General features: G+C 73.6%; 10 protein-coding genes. 7 read left to right on the top strand and 3 right to left on the bottom strand.

What is annotated here, in order from left to right; genetic code table 11:
• The first annotated feature begins 67 nt into the window (after positions 1-67).
• From ACZ6BG_RS15330 to ACZ6BG_RS15310, 5 genes are all read left to right on the top strand, one after another.
• Positions 68-3,793, top strand: coding sequence for an AfsR/SARP family transcriptional regulator (locus ACZ6BG_RS15330; protein ID WP_469000852.1), 3,726 nt, complete (start codon positions 68-70; stop codon positions 3,791-3,793).
• A gap of 390 nt (positions 3,794-4,183) precedes the next feature.
• Positions 4,184-4,633: an SSI family serine proteinase inhibitor gene (locus tag ACZ6BG_RS15325; RefSeq protein ID WP_469000850.1), complete on the top strand. Its 450-nt coding sequence runs from the start codon at positions 4,184-4,186 to the stop codon at positions 4,631-4,633.
• A 293-nt stretch (positions 4,634-4,926) separates the two neighbouring features.
• On the top strand, positions 4,927-5,694 hold the full coding sequence (locus tag ACZ6BG_RS15320; RefSeq protein WP_469002916.1) for a cupin domain-containing protein: 768 nt from the start codon (positions 4,927-4,929) through the stop codon (positions 5,692-5,694).
• Between the two features lie 128 nt (positions 5,695-5,822).
• On the top strand, positions 5,823-6,284 hold the full coding sequence (locus ACZ6BG_RS15315; RefSeq protein WP_469000847.1) for a nitroreductase family deazaflavin-dependent oxidoreductase: 462 nt from the start codon (positions 5,823-5,825) through the stop codon (positions 6,282-6,284).
• 118 nt (positions 6,285-6,402) lie between these two features.
• Positions 6,403-6,936: a GNAT family N-acetyltransferase gene (locus ACZ6BG_RS15310; RefSeq protein WP_469000843.1), complete on the top strand. Its 534-nt coding sequence runs from the start codon at positions 6,403-6,405 to the stop codon at positions 6,934-6,936.
• A gap of 45 nt (positions 6,937-6,981) precedes the next feature.
• On the opposite strand, the gene ACZ6BG_RS15305 is transcribed toward ACZ6BG_RS15310, so the two are convergent.
• Positions 6,982-7,857, bottom strand: a complete 876-nt coding sequence (locus ACZ6BG_RS15305; RefSeq protein ID WP_469002914.1) for a TauD/TfdA dioxygenase family protein — start codon at positions 7,855-7,857, stop codon at positions 6,982-6,984.
• A 555-nt stretch (positions 7,858-8,412) separates the two neighbouring features.
• Between ACZ6BG_RS15305 and lpdA the strand changes: the two genes are divergently transcribed.
• Both lpdA and ACZ6BG_RS15295 read left to right on the top strand, forming a co-directional pair.
• A complete protein-coding gene (gene lpdA, locus ACZ6BG_RS15300) occupies positions 8,413-9,816 on the top strand; it encodes a dihydrolipoyl dehydrogenase (RefSeq protein ID WP_468459333.1) in 1,404 nt (467 codons plus the stop codon).
• Between the two features lie 252 nt (positions 9,817-10,068).
• A complete protein-coding gene (locus ACZ6BG_RS15295; protein WP_469000839.1) occupies positions 10,069-12,276 on the top strand; it encodes an MMPL family transporter in 2,208 nt (735 codons plus the stop codon).
• Positions 12,277-12,407: 131 nt separating this feature from the next.
• Here the strand turns inward: ACZ6BG_RS15295 and ACZ6BG_RS15290 are convergent, their stop codons facing one another.
• Together ACZ6BG_RS15290 and ACZ6BG_RS15285 are read right to left on the bottom strand one after the other, a co-directional pair.
• On the bottom strand, positions 12,408-13,751 hold the full coding sequence (locus ACZ6BG_RS15290) for an MFS transporter (RefSeq protein ID WP_469000837.1): 1,344 nt from the start codon (positions 13,749-13,751) through the stop codon (positions 12,408-12,410).
• Between the two features lie 46 nt (positions 13,752-13,797).
• Positions 13,798-14,640: an isocitrate lyase/PEP mutase family protein gene (locus ACZ6BG_RS15285; protein WP_469000834.1), complete on the bottom strand. Its 843-nt coding sequence runs from the start codon at positions 14,638-14,640 to the stop codon at positions 13,798-13,800.
• Positions 14,641-15,024 lie beyond the last annotated feature (384 nt).

Raw genomic sequence — 15,024 nt, 5'->3', positions numbered from 1 at the left:
ACCGCGCTCCCGCCGCCCTGTCGGTGCGGGCGACAGGGCGCTCACCTGCCGGGTTATCGTCGTCGGCATGCGATTCGGGGTGCTCGGTCCGCTGGCCGTGTGGACGACAGACGGTGCGGAGGTCGCCGTCCCCGGCGCCAAGGTCCGTGCGCTTCTCGCCCACTTGCTGGTGCACCCGGGTCACCCGGTGTCGGCGGACCGGCTGATCGACGCGCTGTGGGGCGAGGAGCTGCCCGACCACCCGTCGAACGCCCTCCAGGGCAAGGTGTCGCAGCTGCGCCGCGCCCTGGAGCGGGCCGAGCCGGGCGGCAGGGCCCTGGTCGGGTCGGGGCCCGCCGGTTACACGCTGCGGGTGGCGGCGGAGGCGGTCGACGCGGGCCGGTTCGCCGGGCTGCTCGAACGGGCCAGGGCGGCGGACGTGTCCAGCGAGCGGGTCCGGTTCCTGGACGAGGCGCTGGGGCTGTGGCGGGGCGGGGCGTTCGCCGACTTCACCGACGACGCGTTCGCGCGGGGGGCGATCGGCCGCCTGGAGGAGGACCGGCTCACCGCGTGGGAGGACCAGGCCGAGGCCCGCCTGGAGTCCGGGGAGCACGGTCCGCTCGCCGCGGATCTGGCCGACCTGGTCGTGCGGCACCCGTTGCGGGAGCGGCTGCGCTCCGCTCAGTTGCGGGCCTTGTACCGCGCGGGCCGGCAGACGGAGGCCCTGGCCGCGTACGAGGAGCTGCGACGGCGCCTGGACGAGGAGCTCGGCCTGGTGCCCGGGGCCGAACTGGCGGCGCTGCACGGGGCGATACTGCGGCAGGACCCGGTGCTGGACGCGGTGGCGGGTGCGGTGAGGGGCGAGGGGGCCGGCTCGCCGGTGGCCCAGTCGGCGACAACCGCACCACCGACTGCGGCGACCAAGCCACCGGCCGCGCCGTCGCCCCCGACCACCCCGGCATCGGCACTGGTGCCCCCGGCCATCACGGACCTTCCCCATGGACCCTCGCCCACCACGGATCTCCGCTCCGGGCCCCCACACACCTCGAACCTCCACTCCGCGCCCCCGCGCGCCACGGACCTCCCCTCCGGGCTCTCACCCGCCACGGGTCTCCACTCCGCGCCCGCACCCTCGCCCACCACGAACCTCCCCTCCCCCACCACCTCCCCCACCCCAGAATCCACCGCGCCCACCGCGACCCCCCGCACCAACCTCCCCGCCCCCGTCGCCCCGCTCATCGGCCGCGACGACGCCGTGGCCGGGATACGCCAACTCCTCACCGCCACCCGGCTGGTGACGTTGACCGGGCCCGGCGGCGTCGGCAAGACGCGGCTGGCCTGCGCGGCGGCGCGCGGGGGCGCGGACGGGTTCCCGGACGGGGTGTGGCTGGTCGAGCTCGCGGGTCTTGAGGCCGGGGCGAGGCCCGGCCCGGCGGCCGGGGCGGGCGCGGGACCGGACGCGGGGACCGACCGTGTGGCCGAGGCCGTGGCCCGGGTGATCGGGCTGCACGAGGAGCCGGGGGCGCCGACGGCGGCGGTCGCGCGGCTCACGGGGGCGCTGCGCGGGCGGCGGCTGCTGCTCGTGCTCGACAACTGCGAGCATCTGGTGGACGCCGTGGCCGAGTTGGCCGACGGCCTGCTGCGCGAGGTGCCAGGGCTCACCGTCCTCGCCACCAGCCAGGAGCCCCTCGACGTGAGCGGTGAGCGGGTCCGGGCGGTGCCGCCGCTCGAACTCGCGGGCGCCATGGAGCTGTTCCGGCAGCGGGCCGGGCTCGGCCCCGGGGCCGACCTCGGCGCGGACGACTCGGAGGCCGTCGCCGAGTTGTGCGTGCGGCTCGACGGACTTCCGCTGGCACTGGAACTCGCGGCCGCGCGGGTGCGCACGATGGGCGTGCACGGGCTGCTGTCCCGCATCGACGACCGGTTCGCCCTGCTCGGCCGCGGCTTTCGTGGGGCGCCCGCCCGGCAGCGTACGCTCCGCGCGGTCATCGACTGGAGCTGGTCACTGCTTTCGGAGCCGGAGCGCACGGTGCTGCGCCGCCTCGCCGTGCACGACGGCTGCACGCTCGACGCCGCCCGGGCCGTGAGCGCGGGCGGGGCCGTGGACGGCGCCGATGTGCTCGACCTGCTCGCCCGTCTCGTGGACCGCTCGCTGGTGGTGGCCTCCGACCGGCGGGACGGGCCTCGGTACTGCGTTCTTGAGTCCGTCCGGGAGTACGGTGTCGAGCAGCTGCGGGAGGCGGGCGAGTCCGGCGACGTGCGCGAGCGGCACAGCGTCCACTACGCCGGACTCGCCGTCATGGCGGGCCGCTCGCTGCACGGCCCCGAGCAGCGCCGGTGGCTGGATCGCCTCGATGAGGAAAGCGCCAATCTGCGCCGCGCCCTGGAGACGGCGGTCGAACGCGGCGCGGTGGAGCGCGCGTTGGCCATGGTGAACGCGTTGGCCTGGTACTGGGTGCTGCGGGGGCGGATCGCCGAGGCGCGCAGGTCGCTGGACGCGGCCCTCGCGCTGGTGCCGGACGCCGCGCGCGGCCCCGAGCTTCCTGCGGCCGAGTCCACCGCGGCCGCCCGGGCCCTCGCCCTCGCCTGGCGCACCGGCATCTCGCTGCGGGAGGGCGGCGACGACGCGGGCGTGGACGCGTACGCGGACGTCTGCACGGGCACGGACGCCGGACCGGCCGCCGACGCGGGCGCAGAAGCGGAACCCACCGCCACCGGCACCGGCATGAGCGCCCCCGACGAACCCACCCGCCTCCTCCAAGCAACCCTCGCCGCCTACAAGGACCTCGACGACCCCTCAGGCCACGCCACCGCCCTGTGGATCCTCGGCTCCGCACAGTTGGGCGCGGGCGCCGTGCGGACCGGGGAGCGGCTGGTGAACGAGGCGCTCGACGCGTTCTCCGCCCTCGGCGACACCTGGGGCACCGCCGCCGCGCTGAGCGTGCGGGCCCGGCACGCCCTCGCGCACGGCGACCTCGCCGCCGTACGCCGTGACAGTGAGCGCAGCGCCCACCTCTTCCGCCAACTGAACGACGACTGGGGGCAGTTGCAGACCGTCTTCCCGCTGGCCACGCTCAGCGAGATCGCGGGCGACTACGCCGAGGCGGCCCGGCTGCACCGCGAGGGGCTGGCCATCGCCGAGCGCCTCGGGCTCTGGACGGAGGCGTCCAAGCGGCTGTCCGGACTTGGCCGGATCGCGCTCCTGACGGGCGACTTCGACGAGGCCCGCGCCGCGCACGGGCGCGCCCTGCGGCTCGCGCGCGACCACAGCTTCCGCTCCGGCGAGCTGGACGCGCGGATCGGCCTCGGCCTCGGGGCGCGCAGGGAGGGCGACCTGGCGGGCGCGCAGCGGCACATGCGTGACCTCCTCGCCCGGTTCCGCGGGGCCGACTACGGGCCGGGCGTCACCCTCGCACTCGCCGAGCTGGGCTTCGTGGCGGAGCTTCGTGGCGACGCGGCGCAGGCGCACGCGCTGCACGCCGAGGGCTTCGACGTCGCCGTCGGCCTCGGGGACGCGCGGGCGCTCGCTCTGGCCCTGGAGGGCCTCGCGGGGGCGTCGGGCGCGGACGGGGAGCACCGCGCGGCCGCGACGCTGCTCGGCGCCGCTGCCGCCGCCCGCGCCTCCGTGGGCGCCCCGCTCCCGGCGGGCGAGCGCCGCGATGTGGACCGGGTGGCGGCCGCCGCCCTGGCGCGGCTGGGCGAGGAGGCGTACACCACCGCGTTCGACGAGGGCGGGCACATGACCCCTGAGCAGGCCCGACGCCTCACGGCCGGGACACCCGAGCGGCCCGGGACTCCACTCCCGTCACACTGAGCCCACCAGCCACAGCGACCCCGTAACTCCTGCGCACCCCCGCGGTCAAGCACCGGTTTCCGGTCGAACGCCGCGCCGAGAAAAACGACCAACCGCTCATTTTCCCAGGTCAGCGTGTTGTTCTTGGTTATACCACCTGACAGAGTCCACATTCTGGACGGTCGCGGCGCACCACGCCCGGCCGCCCTGAGCTGCCCGAACGGTCATTCGGCCCTCGGTCAACAGACGCCCTCATCTGGAAATCGACCATCCGCTTGCCGCTCACTCAGCGCACTTGCAAGACTCCCGACCGCAACCAAGAACGACACACGCAATCTCCACGTAACACCTGGCTTCACCCACAAGAAACACAACCCTCGTACTTCCCACCCGCATCGAAGGAGCGTCAAAGTGCGTCACCTCCCGAAGACCGTGAGCGCGGCCGTCGCCGTGGCCGCAGGCGTCCTGACCGTCACGGCGGTCTCGACGGGCGCGGCCGGCGCTTCGACCCCGGCACCGACGGGCCTGTTCGCGCCGTCGGACCTCGTGCTCACCGTCGGCCAGGGCGACGACGCCGCGACGGCCACGGTGCAGCGCGCGGTCACCCTCAGCTGCGCACCGAAGGCCACCGGCACCCACCCGGCACCGCGCGCCGCGTGCGCTGAACTCTTCGCCGTCGAGGCACAGTTCGAGAAGCTCGTCGACCAGGCTTCGCAGGTCAAGTGCACCAAGGAGTGGAACCCGGTCGTGGTCTCCGCGGCCGGCGTCTGGCAGGGCAAGCACGTGGCATGGACGACCACCTTCGGCAACCCGTGCGCCATGAACGCGGCCCTCACGGGCGGCGCCCTGCTCAACTTCTGACGGATCATCCGTCCACCCCCAGACCCCTCGGCAACCTTTCGTGGGGGGAGGAAGCCGAGGTACGCGGCCCCCGATGTCCCGAGCATCGGGGGCCGCACAATTTTTCCCGCCCGCGCGCCGAGGGCGGGCGGCGAGCAGGCCCGCGCCGGAACCCGCGGCCTCCCGCCCGGGTCGTTCCGGTGGAACCTGCCCGATCCTGTCCGGGAACCGGATCCCGTCCGGCCCGAGGAGGCCCCGCCGTGCACACCCCCGAGACGCCCCCACGCCCCGCGCCCGCGCCCACCCCGGGGCCCGTGCCCCCCGTCCCCCGCGATCCCGCCGTATACGAGGGCCTGCCGGGCGGCATCGGCGTGTCACGGCTGCGCGTGTACGACTGGCCGGCCGCCGACGGCCTGCGCGGCGGCACCCCCCACCTCCACCTCACCTGCACCGAGGGCTACGCGGTCGTCAGCGGCCGGGGCGCCGTGCAGACCCTGACGCCCGCAGGTCTCCGGCAGACCCCGCTGGCGCCGGGCACCCTCGTGTGGTTCACGCCCGGGACGATCCACCGGCTCGTCAACGAGGGCGACCTGACCCTCCACGTCCTGATGCAGAACAGCGGCCTGCCCGAGGCGGGCGACGCCGTCCTCACCCTGCCGCCGCACCTGCTCACCGACCCCGTGACGTACCGCGCCGCCACGGCCCTGCCGCCCCGCGCAGCGCGCGACCAGGACGCGGCGGGCGACGCGGCCGTGGAGCGTGCGGCACGGCGCCGCCGCGACCTCGCCGTCGAGGGGTTCACCGCGCTGCGCGCCGCCACGGAAGCGGGCGACCCCGAACCTCTCGCCACCTTCCACCGGGCCGCCGCCGCGCTCGTCGCGCCTTTGACCGCCGCGTGGCGCGAGCGCTGGCGCACGGGCGCCGCAGCGGCGGCCGCCGCCACCGGCGCGCAGCTAGACGCGCTGGCGAAGGGCGACGCGAGCCACCTCGCGGAGGCCGGGCTGCGTGCCGAACAGCCCGCCGAGCGCGGCCGGTTCGGGATGTGCGGACGGCTCGACGTATACGAGGCGGGCGCCGCCTGAGCCAGTCCCGACAATCTGAGCCGGCCCCGGGAAGGGTTCGCGGCCGCAGGCGGTTGACGAGCACCAGGGCGACACCCCGGCCGTGCCCGCCGCCCTCGCTCAACTCCCCCGACCTGAGGAGCCCGCACATGAGCACCGCACACGACGCCCTGGACGGCGAGTACGAGCCCAGCGCCTGGGACTGGGTGGCCGAGCACGTCGCCCGCTACGAGGGCAGCGGCGGCACCGAGGGCCTGGAGATGCGCGGCTGTCCGACCGTCGTCCTCACCACCAGGGGCGCCAGGTCCGGCAAGATCCGCAAGACCCCGGTGATCCGTGTCAGCGACGGCACGCGTTACATTGCCGTCGGCTCCGTGGGCGGCGCGCCCAAGCACCCGGCCTGGTACCACAACGTGCTCGCGCACCCGCGCGTCCGGCTCCAGGACGGTCCCGTGGTCAAGGAGTACGAGGCACACGTGGCCGAGGGCGAGGAGCGTGCCGCGTGGTGGGCGCGCGCGGTGGAGACCTTCCCCCGGTACGCCGAGTACCAGGAGCAGACGGAGCGCGTCCTGCCCGTCGTGGTCCTGGAACCGGTCGCCGGGGAGGCCTGACGAACGGATGAGACACGGATGAGTACGACGACGGGGGACGGCGGATGAGCGGCATGAGGACAGTGGGGTGCCCTCGACGGGCGGCACGTGGGCGCGCGCAGGCCCCGGGGAGCGACGCGTGAGCCGGGCAGGGCGCACCGTCGAGGCCGAGCCCTTCGCCACCGCGCGCCTCACCCTGGAGCCCCTGCGCGTCACGCACGCCGAGGAGCTGGCCCCCGTGCTCGCCGACCCGGCGCTGCACACGTTCATCGGGGGTGCCCCGGACGACCTGGCGACGCTGCGGGCCCGCTACGCGCGCATGGTCGCCGGGTCGCCCGACCCGCGGGTCTCCTGGTGCAACTGGGTGATCAGGGTGTCCGCCGACGGCCGTCCCGCGGGCACCGTGCAGGCGACCGTGGGGCCCGGCGCCGACGGGCTCGCGGCCGAGATCGCCTGGGTGGTGGGCACGCCGTGGCAGGGCCGGGGCATCGCGTCCGAGGCGGCACGGGCCCTCGTGGCCTGGCTGCGCGGCCTGCCGGAGGTGGCGTGCGTCCTCGCGCACATCCACCCCGACCACGGGGCGTCGGCGGCCGTGGCCCGCGCCGCCGGGCTCGCGCCCACCGAGGAGTGGCACGACGGCGAGGTCAAGTGGCTGCTCGCGTTCGACCGTTGAGGCGGGCCCACCCGGCCCGTGTCCCGGGCCGCGCCCCGCCCGTCCTCAGTAGGGCCGGTCCCCCGCGATCGCGACGCGCTCCGCCACCCGCCGGTGCGGCGCGTAGTCGTCGACGGCGTAGTGCTGCGTCGCGCGGTTGTCCCAGAACGCGATGTCGCCCGGCTGCCACTGCCAGCGCACCTGGTACTCCGGCACATGGGCCTGGCGGACCAGGTGGCCGAGGAGACGGTCGCTCTCGGCGCGGTCCATGCCGACGATGTGCGTGGTGAAGGACGTGTTCACGAACAGCGTCCGGCGCCCGGTCTCCGGGTGCGTGCGCACCACGGGATGCGTGACGGGCGGGAACGCGTCCTGGAACGGGACCAGTTGCTCGAAGCCGTAGAACCGCGAGAAGCCCGGGATGAAGTCGTGGACGGCCCGCGCCCCGTCGACGCGCGCCTTGATGTCGTCCGGGAGGTTGTCGTACGCGGCGGCCATGTCCGCCCACAGGGTGTCGCCGCCGACGGGCGGGACCTCGCGGAGCTGCAACACCGCGCCGAGCGCGGGCCGTTCGCGGAAGGTGACGTCGGCGTGCCACACGTTCTCGAAGGTGGGCGCCGCGGTGCCGCCCTTCTCGAAGCGCACGATGTCCTCGGCGGCGCCGCGCGCGAGCAGCGGGTTGGTCTCCAACTCGCCCCAGCCCCGGGCGAAGGCGCGCTGCTGCTCGGAGGTCAGGTGCGCGCCGCGGAAGAACAGCACCTTCCACTCCAGGAGGGCGCGGTGCAGTTCGGCGCGGACCGCCGGGTCGAGCGTCCCGGTGAGGTCGGCGCCCCGGATCTCGGCGCCGATGACGCGGCCCCGGGGCACGACGTCGACGTGCTCGTAGGGCCGCTCCGACCAGCCGTCGGGAAGGCGGCGCAGGGTGCGGCGGCCCTCGTACATGCCGTCGGCGGGGACGCGGGCCTCGCGGAGCGCGGCGGGGGTGCCATGGGGCGGGTTCGGGACGTCGTGGGGTGCGAAGGGGGACGTGGGCAGGGCCGTCATGGTGATGATCCTCGCGTCGGGCGAAGGCCTGGACCGGGCCGGACACAGGCCGGGCGAACGGGGCTTCGGCGCACGGCCCGACGCGTACACGAGACGTACGGTCACAGGGGCGCGGCGCCGCTGGGTCGCGGTGGTCGCGTCAACAGCCCGATCGCTCGCACCCGCGCCGCCACGGGACGTTGAAACGTCCGAGGCCGGTGGTCAGGTGCTGGATCATGTCGGCCATTGTGGGTGGCGGTTCCCCTTACGTCAACAGGTGTTGACGGGAGCGGGCGGACCTCCCCCTCGCCCCGGGAAAGCCCCGCCGACCTGCGTGGAAGATCCGAGGACGCCGGTGAGTTGTACGGGCGGCGCTCCCGCGCAAGGCTGACCCGGCCGACATCGCGATGCCCGGATGACGGATGATCGACCCATCCGTACCAGGCAACTGTGCAACGCAGAGAGGACCACCCCATGGATGACCGCTTCGACGTCGTCGTGCTCGGAGCAGGACCCGGCGGATATGTCGCCGCCATCCGCGCCGCCCAGCTGGGCAAGCGGGTAGCGGTCGTCGAGGAGAAGTACTGGGGCGGGGTCTGCCTCAACGTCGGCTGCATCCCGACGAAGGCGCTGCTGCGCAACGCCGAGCTGGCGCATCTGTTCACGCACGAGGCGAAGACGTACGGCATCAAGGTCGACGGCGAGGTCTCCTTCGACTACGGCGAGGCGTTCCGGCGCAGCCGCACGGTCGCGGACGGCCGCGTCAAGGGCGTCCACTTCCTGATGAAGAAGAACAAGATCACGGAGTTCGACGGCCGCGGCACCTTCCTCGACGCGAACACCCTCCAGGTCGCGAAGTCCGACGGCACGACCACCACGATCGGCTTCGACAACTGCATCATCGCCACCGGCGCCACCCCGAAGCTGCTGCCCGGCACCCGCCGCAGCGAGCGCGTGGTGACGTACGAGGAGCAGATCCTCGCCGACGAGCTGCCGCGCTCCGTCGTGATCGCGGGCGCGGGCGCGATCGGCATCGAGTTCGCCTACGTCCTGCACAACTACGGCGTGAAGGTCACGATCGTCGAGTTCCTGGACCGGATGGCGCCCCTCGAGGACGCGGACGTCTCCAAGGAGCTGGCCAAGCAGTACCGCAAGCTCGGCATCGACGTGCTGACGTCGACCCGGGTGGAGAGCATCGACGAGTCGGGCGAGCAGGTCCGCGTCACCGTCACCGCCAAGGACGGCAAGCAGCAGGTCCTGGAGGCCGACAAGGTCCTCCAGGCCATCGGCTTCGCCCCGAACGTCACCGGCTACGGCCTGGAGGCCACGGGCGTGACGGTCACCGAGCGCGGCGCCATCGACGTCGACGGCCGCTGCCGCACGTCCGTGCCGCACATCTACGCCATCGGTGACGTGACCGCGAAGCTGATGCTCGCGCACACCGCCGAGTCCATGGGCGTCATCGCCGCCGAGACCCTCGCGGACGCCGAGACCATGGAGCTCGACTACCCGATGATCCCGCGCGCCACCTACTCGCAGCCGCAGATCGCGAGCTTCGGCTGGACGGAGGCGCAGGCCCGGGAGAAGGGCTTCGACGTCCAGGTCGCCAAGTTCCCGTTCCAGGCGAACGGCAAGGCGCACGGCCTCGGCGACACCGTCGGCTTCGTCAAGATCATCAGCGATGGGACGCACGGCGAGATCATCGGCGCCCACCTGATCGGCCCCGACGTCACCGAGCTTCTCCCCGAGCTGACCCTGGCCCAGCAGTGGGACCTCACGGTGCACGAGGTGGCCCGCAACGTCCACGCCCACCCGACGCTGGGCGAGGCCGTCAAGGAGGCCGTGCACGGACTGGCCGGACACATGATCAACTTCTGACGGGTTCCGCCCCGCCGTCCGTCTGACGGGTTCCGCCCCGCCGTCTGTGCGTGACGAAGGCCCCGCCGCCCCCGTACGCGGGCGGCGGGGCCTTCGCGCGCGTGGAGGGCGTCTCACGCGCGCGGGCAGGGCCATCCGGGCGGGCGCACCGCAGACGCCTCCCCCGCCCCCCCCAAGTGGCGGAGTCGGGCTCCTCGGAAGATCCTGGGCAGGATGTGACGTGCCTCGGGGGCCGAGGAGAGGCAGCTGCCGATGTTCTCTGGCCTGGGCCGATTCGTGGTCCGCCGCCCGTGGTGGATCATCCTCGCGTGGGTGATCGCCGCGGGAGCCGTGATCTCGCTGGCACCGAAGCTCACCTCCAGTTCGGACGAGGCGAGCTTCCTGCCCGACCACTACGAATCCATCCGCGCTTCGGACCTGCAGGAACGCGACTTCCCACAGCAGCAGAACATCGGCGCGATCATCGTCTTCCAGCGCTCCGACGGCGCGAAGATCACCGCCGCCGACTCCGCGGACGTCGACCGCGTCGCCAGGGAACTGGCGGCGAAGAAGGTCAAGGAAGTCCAGGCCATCGACCCCGGCGAGGTCTCGCCGAACAAGCTCGTGCAGACGGCGATCGTCGCCATGCCGAAGGTCACCAATCCGGAGGACACCTCCCAGCAGGACGCGGTCGAGCAGCTCCGCAAGGACCTCAAGCCGGAGCTGAAGGGCACCGACCTCAAGGCCGGCATCACCGGCTCCGCCGCGCAGGCCCTGGACGAGAGCGACGCCTCCGAGCGGGCCGGGATCCTCGTCGGCGTCGGCACGATCGTGATCATCATCGTGCTGCTGCTGGTGATCTTCCGCAGCCCCATCATCGCGCTGCTGCCCGTCGTCCTCATCGGCCTGATCTCGCCGATGGCGACGGGCCTGATCGCCTCGGCCAACAAGGCCTTCGACATGAAGGCCGACTCCTCCATCCAGGAACTCCTCACCGTCGTCCTGTTCGGCGTCGGCACGGACTACATCCTGTTCCTGCTCTTCCGCTACCGGGAGGCGCTGCGCGCGGGAGAGGACCCCAAGGGCGCCATGGTGCACGCCGTGGAGCGCGTCGGCGAGGCCATCACCTCGGCGGCGGGCGCTGTGATCGTCGCGTTCGCCGCCCTGACGCTGTCCTCGCTCGGCATGCTCCGCTCGATGGGCCCGGCCCTCGCGATCGCCGTGTTCCTGACGCTGCTCGCGGGCCTCACGCTCGTGCCCGCCGTGGTGTCGCTGCTCGGTACGAAGGTGTTCTGGCCGTCGAAGTCCTGGCAGCGCGAGCCGCACGGCACGGGCTTCGCCAAGCTCGGGACGTCGATCGCCCGCAAGCCGGCCGTATGGACAGTCGTCTCGGGGCTCTTCATGGCCGCCCTGGCGCTCGGCGCGCTCGGCTACAAGGCGAACTTCGACCTCGCGGGTTCCTCGCTGCCCAAGGACAAGGAGTCCATCGTCTGGCAGGACAACCTGGAGAAGGGCTTCCCCGCGGGCAGCACCGACCCGACCTTCGTGTATCTGACGTCGAAGGGCGACCGGCCGCTGGCGGAGGGGCAACCCGCCGCGTTCCGCGAGCAGTTGCAGTCGGTGAAGGGCGTCGGCGAGGTGGCTGCGCCACGCGTCAGCGAGGACGGTACGACGGCCGCGTACTCGGTCGTCCTGTCCGATCCGCCCGCCTCCGAGAAGGCGCTCTCGACGGTGAAGGACCGGCTGCGGCCCGCGGCCCACGACGACGCGCCCACGGGCACGGAGGCCCTCGTGGGCGGCACGACGGCCGTGTACGTCGACATCAACAAGGCCGTGGACCGGGACTACTCGGTCGTCTTCCCGGTGGCCGCCATCGCCATCATGGTGATCCTGGGCCTGCTCCTGCGCAGCCTGGTGGCGCCCTGGTACCTGATGCTGTCGGTCGCGCTCGGCTTCGGCGCGACGCTCGGCGCGACCTCGATCCTGTTCCAGCAGATCGGCAGCCAGCCGGGCCTGATGTTCATGCTGCCCGTGATCATGTACTTGTTCGTGGTCGCGCTCGGCACGGACTACAACATCCTGATGGTCTCGCGGCTGCGCGAGGAGGCCCGCGAGGGCCGCGACCCGCACGACGCGGCGGGCACGGCGGTGCGTCACTCGGGGCCGACGATCGGCTCGGCGGGCGTGATCCTCGCGGGTACGTTCGCGACGCTGATGCTCGCGGGCAACTCCACGCTGTCCCAGATGGGCTTCTCGCTCTCCTTCGGCATCGTGATCGCCGCGTTCGTCATGGCGATGGTGTTCACACCCGCGCTGACGGCCCTGATCGGGCATGCCGCGTGGTGGCCGGGGCACGGCGACGAGAAGCGGAACGGCGGGAGCGGGAGTTCCGGCGGCGGTGCGGGCGGCAGCGGTACGGAGGGCGGTGCGGGAGAGCCCGCCGCGCCGGGGCCCGGGGTGGGCTCGGGTCCGCCGCGCTGAGCGGGGGCTCGGTGCCGCTGGGGCAGCGAACGGTCAGAGGCGGCACCGTGGGGCGGGAGCGGGCCGGACGGGCCCGACGGCCTGACGGGTTGGGCGGGCCTGACGGGTTGGGCGGGGCGGCAGGCGGTAGCTCAGGGAGCGGCCCCGTCGCCCTCCACCCGTCCGGCCCGGGTCCGCCCGATCCCCGTCAGCGTCCCGGCGAGCGCGATGACCACTGCGCACAGGCCGACGACCAGACACACCGGCCGCACGCCCCACGCCCCGGCGGCCAGGGTCACGACGGCCGCGCCGACCGGGCCGAGGGCGTTGTGGATCGTCCAGAACGCCGAGGTGACCCGACCCAGGAGATGACTGGGCGTCACCTCCTGGCGCAGCGACATGGAGTTGATCCCGCCGACGCCGGTGCAGAAGAGCATGCCTGCCGCGATGAACGCCACCACCGGCACACTGCCCGACAGGCCGAGGCAGGCCACGGCGACCCCGCCGAGCGCGTGCGCGCCGATCCAGCTGACGCCGAAGCCGAGCCGTCCGCGCAGCCGGGCGACCACGAACGTCGCGGCGAGCGTGCCGAGCGTCCCGGCGGTCAGGACATAGCCGACGGTGCTGTCGCCGTGGCCGAGGTCGTCCTTCACGCGGTAGATGAGGACGTCGGTCACGCCGTAGGTGAGGAAGATGAGCAGCGTGAGCAGGACGGTCAGGGGCCGCAGGACGGGGTGCCGCCACAGGAACCGGGCTCCGGCGAGGAACTCCTCGCGTACGCCGCCGCGTTCGGCTTCCGCCGGGGCGGGCTCGCCCGAAGGTCCGGGGACGTCCTGGGCGCCCTCGGCCTCCCCCTCCGGAGGCGGGGCGGCCGCGCGGATCCGCACGAAGAGGATGCCCACGGCCGACACCGCGAAGGTCGCCGCGTCGATGCCGATGGCGGCCGCGGGCCCGAACGCGGCCGCGACCAGGCCCGCGAGCATCGGCCCGCCCGCGCCCGCGACGGCGTACGTGCCGTACAGATGGCTGTTGGCCTTCAGTATCTGCCCGGGCGCGACGATGCCGGGCACCACGGTCACGTACGTCACCTGGAAGAGCATCGCGAAGACACCGGCGACGGGCACGACGGCGTACACCAGCCAGACCGGCGTCGCGAACAGCCACACCAGCGGGATGAGTCCGTAGAGCAGACACCGCGCGACGTCGGTGACCACGATCAGGCGGCGCCGGTCCACACGGTCCGCGACGACCCCGGCGAACAGGCCCGTGACGATCGAGGCGACGCCGGTCAGCCCGGTGACGAGCCCCATCTGCGCGAGGGAGCCGGTCTCGTGCAGGACGAGCAGCGGGATCGCCACGTGCGAGAAGGAGTCACCGAGCGCGGAGAGGCCCTGCAGGGCCAGGAACAGACGGTAGTTGGAGTCGGCCCACAGCGACTGCCCCGGTGCGGGTCCCGCCGCTGTCCGCGTACGCCGCGACGTGCCGCGTCGGGCCATATCTGTCCCCCGTCCCCGTGACCGCCCCCCTGAATCCCCCATCCCCCTAAGGAACTTCGGCCTCATCGTCCCCGAAGGCCACAGAGAGCTCCTGCGCCTCAGCGTACGTCGGCAGCCCCTCCGGTCCCACAGCGCCTCGCGTGAACGCCCGCGCGACCTCGACCGCGTGCCCCACCGCCGCCCGGAACAGCAGCGACCCACTGCTGACGCGGCGCACACCGAGGGCGGCCAGACGGTGGGGCGTGAGGCCGCCCGGCGCGTAGAGGATGTTCAGCGGTACGTCGAGGGCGTCGACGAGTCCCGCGATGGCGGCCTCGTCCTGGACGCCGGGCACGAACACGCCGTCCGCACCGGCCAGTTGGTAGGCGGCGGCGCGCTCGCGGGCCTCCTTCTCGCCCCCGGCGTTCAGCCAGTACGCGTCCGTGCGCGCGTTCAGGAACAGCGCGGGCACGGCCTCCTTCACGGCACGGATCAGCTCGCACTGCGGGCCGACGGCGGTGAGCGTCCCGTCCGGCCTGCCGTCTTCGAGGTTCACGCCGACCACGCCCGCGGCGGCGAGTTCGCGGGCGAGCAGGGCGACGTCGTCGGGCCGTTCGCTGAAGCCGCCCTCGATGTCGACGGTGATGAGCACGGGCAGACGGGCGATGCCGAGGGCGAGGCGCAGCGTGTCCGTGCGCGCGGCACCGGTGGCGTCCGGCTTGCCCGCGGCCGCGGCGACGCCGAGGCTCGTGGTGCCGATGGCGGGGAACCCGGCGCGGGCGAGCGCGGCGGCGGAGGCGTGGTCCCAGGCGTTGGGCAGGAGCAGGGGGTCGTTGGTGCGGTGCAGGGCGCGGAAGGCCTCGTACCGGTCGGTCCGTTCGGTCTTGGGATCGATCGTGTGCTCGGTCATGGGCGCACTGTGCCAGAAGCCGCGGTCGGGGCCGCGGGCCGGTCGGGACTCCGGCCGTCAGGACCCCAGCCGTCAGGACCCCAGCCGTCGAGCCTGCCAGAGGAACGCGGCGGCGCGGCACTCCGGGCAGGCCCTGGGCACCCCGACTCCCGGTCCCGCGCCCGCACCCCTTTTCCCGATTCCCCCGATTCCCCCGATTCCCCCGATTCCCCCGATTCCCCCCGATCTCTGGCTGCGCGCCCCTTCCCCGATTTCCCGGTCCCTGATCGGACCCCAACAGGAACCTGACAGCTTCCTCATAACTTCACGCCAGCCTGTGCGACAGGCCCGGCGCCGCTTGACCAACGGCGCCGGGCCCTTCCGAGTCAGAGCTGGAATGGAGCC

The sequence above is a fragment of the Streptomyces sp. NPDC041205 genome, from assembly GCF_055591765.1.
The sequence above is the reverse complement of the archived record's forward strand: the minus strand, read 5'-3'. Positions and strand labels throughout refer to the sequence as shown.